Source organism: Pseudorhodoplanes sp. (assembly GCF_050250235.1).
Taxonomy (GTDB): domain Bacteria; phylum Pseudomonadota; class Alphaproteobacteria; order Rhizobiales; family Xanthobacteraceae; genus Pseudorhodoplanes.
The window spans coordinates 1-12,716 of sequence record NZ_JBFWPA010000150.1; the positions used below are offsets into that span (position 1 = coordinate 1).

Consider the following 12,716-nt stretch of genomic DNA (forward strand, 5'->3'; position numbering starts at 1 on the left):
AAGCAGCGATAGTCGTGGCGGTCGTCCTGTTCGCTTTTCTTCTGAACTGGCGCACCACGGCGATTTCCCTAACCGCGATTCCGGTGTCGATTCTGATTACCGCTGTCGTTTTCCATCTGTTTGGTCTGTCCATCAACACGATGACGTTGGGCGGGCTCGCCATCGCGATCGGCGAGCTCGTGGATGACGCGGTTGTCGATGTCGAGAACATCTTCAGGCGGTTGCGAGAGAACAGGGAAGCGGGAAATCCGCGATCAGTTTTCGACGTGGTCGTCTCGGCCTCACAAGAAGTACGCTCGGGTATCGTTTATGCGACGATGATCATTGTTTTGGTCTTCGTGCCCTTGTTCGCGCTGTCGGGAATCGAAGGCCGCCTTTTTGCTCCTCTCGGCCAAGCCTACATCATCTCAATTCTCGCCAGCCTTGCGGTCTCCGTCACTCTGACGCCGGTGATGGCCTATTACATGCTGCCGCATCTTAAGCGCCTGCAACACGGTGACAGCGCTCTTGTTCGTGTCTTGAAGCGCGGAAACCGTGCGTTGCTGTATAGGGTCTTCCGACATCCCAGGGCGCTGATGTTCACTGCGGTTGTCGCAGTCATCGCAGCGGCAGGTGCAGCCACACTTCTCCCACGCGCCTTTCTGCCTCCATTCAATGAGGGCACGTTTACGATCAATATGCTGTTCAACCCCGGGATTTCACTTGCTGAATCGCATCGGGTTGGCCTGATCGCAGAACGGCTCATTCTGGAGGTACCCGAGGTCAAGGCTGTCGGCCGGCGAACCGGCCGGGCCGAACTGGACGAACATGCGGAGGGCGTTCATTCGTCCGAAATCGAGGTTGATCTGAAGCCCAGTTCTCGCTCGAAGACCGAGATCGTGTCGGATCTTCGCGCCCGGCTCGCCGTGCTTCCCGTTTCCATCAACATCGGCCAGCCAATCTCGCACCGACTTGACCATATGCTCTCAGGGGTGCGCGCCCAGATCGCTCTGAAGGTCTTCGGAGATGATCTCGATACGTTGCGAACGACGGCGGAAGGTTTGCGCCAGCGCCTGGCATCGATTCCGGGCCTTGTCGACCTTCAGGTCGAAAAGCAGGTTCTGATCCCGCAGCTGGAAATCAGGGTCGACTATGGGCGCGCCGGTCTCTATGGCGTCCAGCCAGCTGCGTTCATCGATCAGATCAGCAGGCTCTCCAACGGACGCGTCATATCGCGGGTGATCGATGGCTATCGCCGGTTCGACGTGACCTTGCGATTGCCGGACCGTCTACGGACCACGCAACGCCTCGGCGATCTGTTGGTGGAAACCCCTGTCGGCTGGATTCCGGCCCGCCAGATTGCCGACATCCGCGAGACCGAAGGGCCGAACCAGATTCTGCGCGAAAACGGACGTCGGCGCGTTGTTGTGCTGGCGAACAGCGATGGCCGCGCCGATATGGCGCAGCTCGTCAGCGCAATCCGACACGAGGTCTCCATCACGAACCTGCCCAACGGCTTTTACACCCGGCTGGAAGGCACTTTCCAGGCGCAGGAAGAGGCGAGTCGCGCGATCGGCGCACTATCGCTGCTCTCTCTCTTGATGATCTTCGCCATTCTCTATAGCCGGTACCGCTCCACGATCTTTGCGTTCATCGTAATGGGCAACATCCCGTTGGCATTGATCGGATCGGTGGCGGCCCTTTGGATCGCCGGGCAACCGCTATCGGTCGCCTCGATGATCGGCTTCATTACGCTGACCGGCATCGCGGCGCGCAACGGCATTCTCAAGATCAGCCACTATATCAATCTGGCGATCCACGAAAGGGTGCCGTTCGGGCGCGAACTTGTGGTACGCGGCAGCTTGGAGCGTCTTACGCCAGTGTTGATGACCGCCCTGTCGGCCGGTGTCGCACTGGTGCCGCTGCTGATCGATCCTTCCGCACCGGGAAAGGAAATACTACACCCGGTCGCCGTCACCATATTTGGCGGCCTGATCAGCGCCACGCTGCTCGACACATTCCTGACGCCCGTTCTGTTTCTTCGCTTTGGTCGCAAGCCGCTAGAGCGATTGATTTTGGATGCTCAGGCGAAATCCACGACCGCGGGGTGGCCATCGCCCGCCGAAGCTTTCTGACGAACCGAGAGGAGAGAGACTGTGATGCACCTGAAAGCCATTGTCACTGTTGCCGCGCTGCTTGCGGTGCCATCGATCGTTCTCGCGCATGGTCCGAAGACGGGAGCGAATGGTGGCGTTCAAGCGGATGCCGGAAGCTTCCACGTGGAGGTCGTACCGAAGGGCACAACTCTCCAAGTGTTCCTGAGAGACCACAGCGATAAGGCCGTGACCACCGACGGCTTCAAAGGAACCGCGATCTTCGTCATCGAGGGTAAGCCTCAGCGCATATCATTGACGCCGGCCGGTGAGAACCGCCTGAGCGGAACGTCGTCGGTGGATCTACCCTCCAATCCGAAAGGTGCCGTGCAAATCACGACACATTCGGGAAGCACCGTGCAGGCCAAATTCTAACTGAGTGAAACCAGAAAACGGACACGACCATGACACCTCATATGGCACTACTGGCGTTGGCGCTCCTGGTTTCCTTTACTGCCAACGCGATTGCCCAAGCAACTTGATCTGCCCCCAGTGTATTTCGCGCCGAGGCGCTTTCGATCAAAGTGGCAAGTGTAGTCGGCGCCGGTGTCACTTCTTGGGGGCGATTAACTGGAGCCTCGCGCGCGGTGACGATCTCAGGACCGCTTTGAGCGTCGCTACTGCTGCCGGTTCTGCGGCCTTGCTGAGTCCGGGTACCGGGCCTGTGCAGGCCGGAGGACGTTCAGCGTCTCATGCCCGAAGTAATGGTTCGACCCGTCAAACTTGGCGTTGGATAAGCAGCTCGTTTTTCTGAGCCTTAGTTAAGTGGCTGGCACCGGGCTTTTGAACTTGACCGGCATCGCCAGATATCTCACCCCGTTCGCCTCCGCAGGCGGAAATTTGCCGGCTCGGATATTGACCTGGATCGAAGGCAGCAGCAGGCGTGGCGCAGAAAGTTTGGCGTCGCGAGCGGTGCGCACCGCCACGAACTCATCTTCTGTGACCCCCTCCTTCACGTGCACGTTGTTGGCGCGCTGCTCGGCGACCGTGGTCTCCCATTCGTATTTGTCGCGGCCAGGCGCCTTGTAGTCATGGCACATGAACAGCCGGGTCTCAGACGGTAGCTGCATCAGCTGATTGATTGATTGGTAGAGTTGGTGCGCATCTCCACCGGGGAAATCGGCCCGCGCCGTCCCGTAATCGGGCATGAACAGCGTGTCACCCACGAACGCCGCATCCTCGACCTTGTAGGTAACGTCGGCCGGCGTGTGTCCTGGCGTATAGATCACCTCCGCCTCCAGGTTGCCGATCTTGAAGCGTTCGCCGTCCCGAAACAGGTTGTCGAAGTCGCTCCCGTCGGTCTTCAGATCGGTTGCATTGAACACCGGGCGGAAAATGCGCTGGACCTCTTGGATGTGCTCCCCGATGCCGATCCTCGCGCCCGTCCTCGCCTTGATATAGGGTGAGCCCGACAGGTGGTCGGCGTGGGCGTGGGTTTCCAGCGTCCATATGATCGTGTACCCGGCTTCCTTAGCCGCGCGCAGAATCACTTCGACTGAGCGGGTGTCGACCTCGCCAGAATTGTGGTCGTAATCAAGCGCCGGATCGATGACCGCAGCCCTTTTCGTTGCGGGGTCGGCGACCAGATAGCTGACCGTGTTCGTCGGTTCGTCGAAAAACGCCCGAATAATTGGCTGACCTGGCATGGTTGAACCTCCGTTCGACAGCCCACTATGGCTTACCTTGACGAAGATATTAGAATTTCCTAAATAAGCAATGCCTAATCCAGAGAGGAAGCCAGGTGGCCCGCCAAGCTTTTGATCCAGAGACCCTTGAGAAGAAGGCGACCGAGGTCGCCGATATCCTCCGTGCGCTCGCGAACGAACGCCGGCTGATGATCCTGTGCAAGCTGGTGGAATGGGGCGAGGGCAACGTCACCGCACTCGCCGAGGCTGTGGGCCTGTCGCAATCGGCTTTGTCCCAGCATCTTGCCAGGATGCGGGCGGAAGGTCTCGTGGCATTCCGCCGTGAAAGCCAAACGCTCTGGTACCGCATCGCTGATCCACGCATCGAGCAGCTCTTTGCCAGCCTGCACGAGCTGTTTTGCAAGCCGCGCAAGAGCCGCTGAAAGAAAGGATTTCGTGTATGTCACTCCCCACAATCAAGCCGTCCGAGGCGCGGCGCCTTCTCGATGGTGGCGCCGTCCTGATCGATATTCGCGAGGCGGACGAGCACGCCCGCGAGAAAATCCCCGGCGCCCGCCATATGGCGTTGTCCAGCCTCGACGAGATGGATGTCGCTGTTCACCATGGCAAGCCAGTTATTTTCCATTGCAAGAGCGGCGTGCGCACGCTGGCGAATGCGCCCCGCCTCGCCGGTAAACTTGGTCCATCTTGCGAGGCCTTCGTTGTCGAGGGCGGGCTTGATGCATGGCGCAAGGCCGGCCTCCCAGTCGTGACCGACCGCCGCCAGCCCCTCGAACTGCAACGACAAGTCCAAATCGGCGCCGGCAGTCTCGCTCTCGCAGGAACCCTGCTCGGCCTCCTGATGTCGCCCTGGTTCTTCGTTGTGCCGGCATTCGTGGGGGCAGGCCTCGTTACCGCTGGAGTGACCGGGTTCTGCGGCATGGCGCACGTCCTCATGAGGGCGCCGTGGAACCGCGTCGTCTATGGCTCGCCTATGCGAGCCAAGAAAGCGTAACGTCGAGGAGCGGTCTATGCTGCTGACTCTGACGCAGGGCGCGCTCGGTCTCGCGTCTGGCTCGCTGGTCGGCTTCTCCCTCGGCCTCGTCGGTGGCGGCGGATCGATCCTCGCGGTGCCACTTCTCGTGTATCTCGTCGGCGTTTCCAGTCCGCATGTAGCTATCGGGACGAGCGCCCTCGCGGTCGCGGCCAGTGCCGCAGCCAACCTCGCCAGTCACGCGCGCGCCGGAAACGTGAAGTGGCGCTGCGCCCTCGTCCTCTCAGCAGCCGGTGTTGTCGGTGCCTTTCTCGGCTCTAGCATCGGAAAGGCGATCGACGGCCAGAGGCTACTCGCTCTTTTCGCGGTTATCATGATGGTAGTCAGCATCCTCATGCTTCGCGGCCGCAACATGGTCGGAGAGCTCTCGGTCAGGCTCTCGCGGGAGAACTTCCCGAAGCTTGTTGGCTTTGGCCTCGCAGTTGGCGCGTTGTCTGGCTTCTTCGGCATCGGCGGGGGTTTTCTGATCGTGCCGGCCCTGGTTATGGCCACTGGCATGCCGATCCTGAACGCAGTCGCATCCTCGCTCGTGGCCGTCGCAGCCTTCGGCCTGACCACGACTGCCAACTACGCTTACTCCGGTTTCGTGGATTGGCCCTTGGCTGTCCTTTTTATCGTCGCTTTGAACACAGTCTTCGCCGCGCTGATCTTCGCGGTGGCGGTCTACATGCTGGTCCGCACTCTCGGGCTGGCTTAACGGAGGCTCTCGTGTTCAACACAATCCACGTGGTCTGCCCGAACTGCGACGCGGTCAATCGCGTCCCGCGCGACCGGCCTGCCCTTCAAGCTGTCTGCGGCCAGTGCAGGGCAAGGCTGTTCGAGGGCCGACCTATTGAATTGGACGGTCGCCGCTTCGACCGGCACACGGGGCGCAACGACATCCCGGTGATCGCCGACTTCTGGGCACCCTGGTGCGGTCCATGCCGCGCCACGGCGCCGATCTTGGATCGTGCTGCGCAAGAACTCGAGCCGCGAGCGCGCTTCATCAAGATTAACGTCGACGACAATCCCGAGCTGTCGGGCAGACTTGGCGTGCAAGGCATACCGGCCTTGTTTGCGCTCAAGCACGGATCGGTGTTGGCGCGCCAATCCGGGCTGACCAACCTCGCCACGCTTCGGAAATGGGTACGGCAGTTTAGCGGCTAGCAATTCGGTGGGGCGGCTCGACAAAAGGAGGACTTCATGAAAGCCATCACTCGGCGATCTCTTCTTGCCGGCGTCGCCGGCACGGGCTTGGTGGCCACCGCCGGCTTCCGAGCAAACCTGTTTCGAGCGGAGGCCGCGGAGGGGCAGCCGCTCCGCATCCCGGAGTTGATCGATGCGAGAAGCAAGGGGAACACAATCTCCCTGACCGCCCAAGCAGGGCGGACGACATTCTTCTCCGGAATCGAATCCGCCACCCGCGGCTTCAACGGCAGCTATCTCGGGCCGACGCTGCGTCTACACCGCAGCGATGAGGTCGAGATCGCGGTCACCAACGCCATGCGCGAGACGACTGCGGTCCACTGGCATGGCCTCCTGGTCCCAGCGGAAGCGGACGGCGGCCCGCACCAGCCTATTGAGCCCGGCGCCACCTGGCGCCCGCGCATGAAGATCGATCAGCCAGCCGCGACGCTCTGGTATCATGCTCATATGCACGGCGAGACGGCACGGCAAGTCTACGGCGGTCTCGCCGGCATGATCCTGGTTGCAGACGAGGCGGAGAAGGCGCTCGGCCTGCCATCGACCTATGGTGTCGACGACCTCCCGCTCATTGTGCAGGACAAGATCTTTGAGGATGATCGCCTCATCTATCCGCGGCATTCGATGTTTCTCATGCACGGCATGAGAGGCGATACGATTCTAGTCAACGGCACCCCGAACGCGCTAGCGCGCGTCCCGCGCGGCCTCGCTCGCCTTCGCCTCGTCAATGGCTCCAACGCACGCGTCTATGATTTCTCATTCAGCGACGACCGCAATTTTTACTGGATCGCCAGCGACGCGGGTCTTCTCGAACAACCACTGCCGCGCCGCTCGCTATGGCTTGCTCCCGGACAGCGCGCCGAGCTTTTGGTCGACTTCTCTGACGGGCGAGCGGTGTCGTTGCGTACCGGCCCCGACCCGACGTTCGGGATGAGTATGATGGGAATGATGAGTGCCATGGGCGACTCGCTTAGCAACTCCGCTGAGGTTGTTCGCTTCACACCTCAAGGCGAACCCGCGGCGCAGGTCCGTATCCCCAATCGCCTGGTCGCTCGCGAGCTCGTTGACCCCGCAAAGGTTTCGCAGCGACGCCGGTTCGTCCTAACCATGGGCCATGGCATGATGGGCCGTGGTGGCATGGGGGTGATGAGAGGGGGCATGGGCATGATGGGAATGTTCGGCATCAACGGGCGGCCCTTTGACATGGGGCGGATTGATCAGACGGTCAGGCTCGGCGATACCGAGATCTGGGAGGTCACGGGCGAGATGATGGCGCATCCCTTCCACATCCACGGCGTCCATTTTGAAGTCCTGAGCCGAGCCGGCTCCGGGCCAGAGACCGAAGATAGCGCTTTGCGAGACACTGTTCTGGTGCAAGAGCCTGTCGAGCTACTCGTGCGCTTCACGCAGCCTGCGGCGCACGGCCCGTTCATGTCCCACTGTCATACATTGGAACACGAGGACGCTGGGATGATGGGCCAATTCAAAACGACTGGCCAAGCGTGAGCCGGATTCGCTTTGGGTTAGACATGCTACGTGGATTAGACGTTGGCGGTGAGTCATATCATAGGCAAGCTTAATTACATTTACCTTTTTCAGGAGCGGACAATGCCAACTCAGGAAGATATATCCGATCACTACACGCATGGAGGCTTGGCCGCCGCAATCCGCAGTGGGATCGAATCCCTTGGCAAAACCACCAATTCCGTAACCGTCGATGATCTCGCTGCCGTTGACGAGTTCCATATCGGAGGCCGTCAGGCATCCGAAGATTTTCTCGGTCAACTCGACCTCTCTCCAGAAAAGCATGTACTCGATGTAGGATGTGGCCTTGGGGGAGCCACGCGCTTTGTTGCCAACCGGTATGGGTGTCGGGTGACTGGAATTGATCTGACGCCCGAATATGTGGAGACCGCAAAAGTCCTGTGCAGGTGGGTCGGGCTGGACAACAGTATTTCACTTCATCAAGGCAGCGCGCTTGCAATGCCATTTGCTGATCGCGCTTTCGATCGAGCATACATGCTGCATGTAGGTATGAATATCGACGACAAAGCAAAACTTTGTTCGGAGGTTAGCCGTGTCCTGCAATCAAATGCACTTTTCGGGATTTACGATGTCATGAAGGTTGGCGATGGTGAGCTTACCTACCCTGTTCCGTGGGCCGCAACGGTAACGTCAAGTGCGGTGGCGAAGCCTGCTCAATACCGGGAGGCGCTGCAAGCGGCCGGCTTTTCGATCATTGCCGAACGTAACCGGCGTGATTTCGCGCTTGCGTTCTTTGATCAGTTACGAGTCAAAACCGCGGCAGCGGGTGGCCCGCCACCTCTTGGGCTTCATATTTTGATGGGCCGGAACACACCGGATAAGGTGCAAAATATGATCCAGAATATATCCAAAGGCCACATCGCACCAGTCGAGTTGATCGCTCGGAAAGCGTGACACGCGGAACTCGCGTACTAACGTCCGAAATCGACCACTAACAGACAGATGCTCTGCAGCAAATCCCCACGTTATTCGATCGCCCTATTGCGCGAGCGCCAGAACTCCGCCGGCAAAAGCGTGCCAACCTTGCGACGCACTGAGCGGCAAGTTTAGTAGCTTGATCAGTAGTAGCGCCGTTCCGCCGATCGCGTATACGGCATGGGGCCTGCCGCGTGTGCGCCAGTCGAAAACCATCGCCGCAACAACAAGCAGCCATGCGACGATCGCCGGGGGAATGGCCACCGCGACGGGAGGCGGACCGACTGCACCGGGAGGCGCCAGAAACGTCAGAAACCACCGCGCAACCGCTGCGTCCAGTATCGAGATCGCCGCCAGTAGCATCAATCGCTTGTGGACGTCCGGCTGGCGAACGTAGACGACGGCAAGGGTAAACGCGATAGCGAAGAACGCGATGCCACTCAGCGGGACGACGGCGAAGGCAATTCCTTCGCTTCGCATCCCGATTGCCGCCGCCTCCTTCATCGCGTTGATGGCAACCAGCGTGCCGAAAATGGTCATCGCCGTCGCAAACGACACCCCGATCATGCCGACCGAGCGATGCCGGGCGATCTGTCCCGATGACGCAAGCCAAGTCTGAAAGACCAGGAACAGCGACCACGAGAAAAACAGCGCGCCATGAACGTGAACCACAGGATTCACTTTCAGCGTCTTCGACGCAAGCGGCAGCCAATAGGTCGGGGCGAAGCCGATGAAGGCAACGGCGGCACAGCATAGCGACATATACAGATAGAAACTGGTGGCACCCGAGCGCGCTGAAATTCGCGGTGACGCGGCAGTCAGGGTAGTCATGGGTTCACTCCGTACTTTTGCATTACGTCCCTTCAGCCAATAGTCCGCAACACCTACGCCAGAAGACTTTCCCGAGCAGAAATTGGGTCTCACTTTCCGAAAAGTTCCCATACTCGGCAATCGCCGTTATCGGCGAAAAGTTACCTTTCAACAGTATCCGACAGCTCCTTGGACGCCGTCTCACGACCACTGATGGACTGCCTACGAGCATCCAGATCAATGACTTCAATCATAGCGTTCTGGATTTCTCTTTGCCCCGAACGACGTCGCGCGTCTTGCTTTTACAGGGCTTCTAGATGCGGAATCGAAACATAAGCGCAAAAGCGGCAATGCCGCCAAGTCGCTGATTTGGCAGCGTAATTTAGTTGCAAGGATGGAATTTGAACCTATGACCTTCAGGTTGGGATGCTGCACGGGTAACTGAGACACCCGGTTGAGGTAAATTGAACCTCAACCGGATTGTCAGACATGGTGAATGATGACGTGTAGACGCCTGAAGGGCGCCGCGCGTTGATCTTTCTCGCGCGACGATGGCTTCGTCGAGGCACTTTGAACGTCTTAGGCGGGTTGGGTTGGCTGTCAGTTCCTCTCCCTCTGGCAGGACAGCACGCCACAAATTCGGAGAGGTTTAGCTGGCAGTTCCTCTCCCTCCGCCAGTCCTTCCTCGCGCAAATTTCTCCGCCGGGTTTGGTGCGGGTGAAATCGCCAATAACCACGGGCTTCGCGCGCAAACCTCCGCACTGCGGTGCACCCGTCGGGGCCTGAAATTCTCTCTCTTGACCCGTTTGTCTCTAAACCTCCGCACTTCGCGGATTTAGTGCGGTTCTCGTAAGTAATTGTTTTTAAGTCGCTTTTTTGGATCGAAACCTCAGCGCTTTGCAGAGATATCGCGGGGTAGCGGGGGCGACTGGAATCGAACGCGCGGGCGTTGATCGTCCCGAGTTCGTTCGCGGGGAACTTGCTGGTTGTTGGTCGGAGCAATCCAAGCAGACAGGCTCGACGCGCAACGCCAACCCCGAGCATGAACGGACCGGGCGGACATTTAGGGCGCACGGATGGATTTCAAATAGGAGACAAATGCGCGAGCGTCCTGTCGACTGAAACGAAAAGTCGGCATATCTCGATGGCCCGAGGTCAGCGATCGGGTCCAGCGGATCTGGCGTCGCGAGGGCTCAAATTATTCAATGAGCTATCTGGGTACAGACCCTAGTTTAGAGCCGGCATTTCTGCCACCGTTGTTGTTGCTGGCCAGACATGGGCTTCAGGTGCTGGCGGTCGGCATCCCAGCGATGAGTGCGGCCGCACGGTGTTGTAGTGACGCCGCCAGTTGCCGAAGAAGCGATCGATCTCCGCTTTGACGTCCGCGATTCTCGCATTTGCCCACTGCGCCTTTGAATTCGCGCGCGCGAGGGGATGGGGTTTCATGGGAGTGTCTTCCAAGGGAAAAAAAGTCCGACAACGGAGCGTGCAACCTCGGGCGATAACGCTCAAGTGGTTGTCGGATTCTCTCGCGGCGCATCGCGGAAGCTGTCATCGGCATACATCGTCGCGGTGAAACGGACGGCCATCCAAGTGGGGCGATAACGCCACGTTTGTTGAGGGATTCTGTCGGATTTGTCGAACGATCTCTTCTAAGTTATTGAAAATTAAGAGAAGATTTCGCCCTACAATACCCTCCAAAGCCCTCTCACGGCGAAAACAGGGGTTCGAGTCCCCTATCCGGCACCGCCTGCAGCACCGCTGCGTCTTTTTGCTTGTCGCCGCTCTCTCGCTTTTAATGATTGCTTGACATGGATCAAGCAACGTCGCCCGACGGTTTCGTAGACAAAGACACATCGTTCGTTCCAGAGGAGAAGAGGATGTTGCGGACCCTCATGCTTGCGGCGCTGGTCTCTAGCAGTCTTGTCAGCGCGGAACCTGCCGCCGCACAGGATCCGCTCGGCGGGGCACTGCTGGGCGGCGCCGCCGGCGCCATTATCGGCGGAGCTGCAACGGGTCGTGGCGAAGGTGCCGCTATTGGCGCAATTATCGGTGCGGCCACGGGTGCTATCATTGCCCAAGAAGCGCAACGCAATCGTCGAGGTTACTACGCTTGGCGCGAGGGTTGCTATGTGCATCGTCGGGACGGTGCATGGGTCCGCGTCCATCCCCGCCACTGCTATTATTGAACAGTGACGCCGGGGTGTGGCGGAAGGGTCTGATCAAATCGACGGCGGGGCATCAGAGCACTCGCGAATTGGAGCGGCTGCCACCAACTCAGCCGACGTGCTCCCCTAGACCGACACCTCAGCATCCGCCGTCAGGGTCAGTTCGCCGAGCTCATGTCCGGTGGACCGGGACAACAGCTGCTCGAAGGTTTTCTCGATAGGCGCGGCGTGATTGGCGATCTGGTCGATTGCCGCCGCTATCGGTGTTTCGACGCCAAGCTTCTTTCCGAGTTCGGTGAAGGAGGCAGCGTTATGCACTCCTTCCGTGACCTCCCTGCGCGAAGCCAAGACTTCAGCGGCGGACCGCCCCTTGCCAAGCTCAATGCCGAAGATCAGATTTCGGGACTGCGAGCCCATGCAAGTGAGAGTCACATCGCCAGCACCGGCGAGTCCCAGAAGGTTGAGGGGATTACCACCTTTGGCCCGCGAAATGCGGGCCATCTCATAGAAGCCGCGTGCGATGAGCAACGCACGGACATTCTCGCCCATGCCGCGACCCAAGGCGACGCCGCAGGCGATCGCAAGCACGTTCTTGAACGCGCCTCCAACGGTCGCGCTCACGGGATCATCAGAGGTGTAGATCCGGAAATTCTTGCTGCTCAGTGCGAGCGCGATCGAGCCGGCCACCGACCGGTCGGCGCAGGCCAAGGTGACACCGGTGGGAAGATCACGAGCCACTTCGGCCGCGAACGACGGCCCCGCTAGCACCAACGTCGTTGCTCCCGGGACAGCTTCGGTAATCACCTCGGGCATGAGCGCACAAGTGCCGCGTTCGATGCCTTTCGAGCAGGAAACGATCGGGGTCCGTGGACGCAACTCCGTCCGGAGCCGCTCGGCAACCCCGCGCATGTGCTGGGCAGGCGGCGCCAGCAACGCGAATTCGGCTCCGGCGACCGCCTCCGAAAGGCTAGTGACCGCAATGATTCCAGATTCGAGCGGAGTGCCCCTCAGATAGTAGGGATTTCCGAGGCCGCCATTGATCGCGGATACCACTTCCTTCTCCAGCGCCCACAGTTTCACGTCGAGGCGCGCCCGGCGCGCCGCGCATGCCATCGCGGTCCCAAACGCACCGCCACCGATGATGGCCACGCTGGTCATGTCTATCTCCCTTGCAGGAAGTGGGCAGCAGCTCAGTGAGTCGCTCGGCCGCCGGAAATGTCGAATACGCCGGCGGTCGTGAACGAGCACTCAGCAGAAGCACAGAAAGTCGTCATGGCGGCAATCT

The 12,716-nt window shown here is 59.7% G+C and carries 12 protein-coding genes, 1 tRNA gene and 1 pseudogene; 10 read left to right on the top strand and 4 right to left on the bottom strand.

Annotated features, from left to right (window positions below; all coding sequences use genetic code 11):
- Window positions 1-2,114: efflux RND transporter permease subunit (locus AB7F49_RS33400; RefSeq protein ID WP_428530313.1), on the top strand; the 2,114-nt coding region annotated here is incomplete at its 5' end.
- A gap of 24 nt (window positions 2,115-2,138) precedes the next feature.
- Window positions 2,139-2,507 (top strand): hypothetical protein, encoded by a 369-nt coding sequence (locus AB7F49_RS33405; protein ID WP_428530315.1) that lies wholly within the window; start codon window positions 2,139-2,141, stop codon window positions 2,505-2,507.
- A 386-nt stretch (window positions 2,508-2,893) separates the two neighbouring features.
- Here AB7F49_RS33405 and AB7F49_RS33410 read toward each other — a convergent pair whose 3' ends face one another.
- On the bottom strand, window positions 2,894-3,778 hold the full coding sequence (locus AB7F49_RS33410) for an MBL fold metallo-hydrolase (RefSeq protein WP_428530317.1): 885 nt from the start codon (window positions 3,776-3,778) through the stop codon (window positions 2,894-2,896).
- A 95-nt stretch (window positions 3,779-3,873) separates the two neighbouring features.
- Here AB7F49_RS33410 and AB7F49_RS33415 point away from each other — a divergent pair, with 95 nt between their 5' ends.
- The 6 genes from AB7F49_RS33415 to AB7F49_RS33440 are packed head-to-tail and all read left to right on the top strand — an operon-like array spanning window position 3,874 to window position 8,432.
- Entirely contained in the window at window positions 3,874-4,200 is a 327-nt protein-coding gene (locus tag AB7F49_RS33415; RefSeq protein WP_428530319.1) for an ArsR/SmtB family transcription factor, read from the top strand.
- A gap of 17 nt (window positions 4,201-4,217) precedes the next feature.
- A complete protein-coding gene (locus AB7F49_RS33420) occupies window positions 4,218-4,772 on the top strand; it encodes a rhodanese family protein (protein ID WP_428530321.1) in 555 nt (184 codons plus the stop codon).
- Window positions 4,773-4,791: 19 nt separating this feature from the next.
- Complete coding sequence (locus tag AB7F49_RS33425) at window positions 4,792-5,508, top strand: sulfite exporter TauE/SafE family protein (protein WP_428530329.1); 717 nt, start codon at window positions 4,792-4,794, stop codon at window positions 5,506-5,508.
- Between the two features lie 29 nt (window positions 5,509-5,537).
- Window positions 5,538-5,957, top strand: a complete 420-nt coding sequence (trxC, locus tag AB7F49_RS33430) for a thioredoxin TrxC (RefSeq protein ID WP_428530331.1) — start codon at window positions 5,538-5,540, stop codon at window positions 5,955-5,957.
- Window positions 5,958-5,993: 36 nt separating this feature from the next.
- Window positions 5,994-7,499, top strand: coding sequence for a multicopper oxidase family protein (locus AB7F49_RS33435; protein WP_428530323.1), 1,506 nt, complete (start codon window positions 5,994-5,996; stop codon window positions 7,497-7,499).
- A 48-nt stretch (window positions 7,500-7,547) separates the two neighbouring features.
- The gene (locus AB7F49_RS33440; RefSeq protein WP_428530333.1) at window positions 7,548-8,432 is read left to right on the top strand and encodes a class I SAM-dependent methyltransferase; all 885 of its coding nucleotides are present in this window, start codon (window positions 7,548-7,550) and stop codon (window positions 8,430-8,432) included.
- 84 nt (window positions 8,433-8,516) lie between these two features.
- On the opposite strand, the gene AB7F49_RS33445 is transcribed toward AB7F49_RS33440, so the two are convergent.
- The gene (locus AB7F49_RS33445) at window positions 8,517-9,284 is read right to left on the bottom strand and encodes a hypothetical protein (protein ID WP_428530325.1); all 768 of its coding nucleotides are present in this window, start codon (window positions 9,282-9,284) and stop codon (window positions 8,517-8,519) included.
- A gap of 1,245 nt (window positions 9,285-10,529) precedes the next feature.
- Window positions 10,530-10,709: pseudogene (locus tag AB7F49_RS33450) on the bottom strand (integrase core domain-containing protein); the annotation flags it as partial.
- Between the two features lie 182 nt (window positions 10,710-10,891).
- Here AB7F49_RS33450 and AB7F49_RS33455 point away from each other — a divergent pair.
- Window positions 10,892-11,009: transfer RNA gene (locus AB7F49_RS33455), tRNA-OTHER, on the top strand.
- Window positions 11,010-11,143: 134 nt separating this feature from the next.
- Complete coding sequence (locus tag AB7F49_RS33460) at window positions 11,144-11,452, top strand: glycine zipper domain-containing protein (RefSeq protein WP_428530335.1); 309 nt, start codon at window positions 11,144-11,146, stop codon at window positions 11,450-11,452.
- Window positions 11,453-11,557: 105 nt separating this feature from the next.
- On the opposite strand, the gene AB7F49_RS33465 is transcribed toward AB7F49_RS33460, so the two are convergent.
- Window positions 11,558-12,589 (bottom strand): NAD(P)H-dependent glycerol-3-phosphate dehydrogenase, encoded by a 1,032-nt coding sequence (locus tag AB7F49_RS33465; protein WP_428530327.1) that lies wholly within the window; start codon window positions 12,587-12,589, stop codon window positions 11,558-11,560.
- Between the last annotated feature and the right edge of the window lie 127 nt (window positions 12,590-12,716).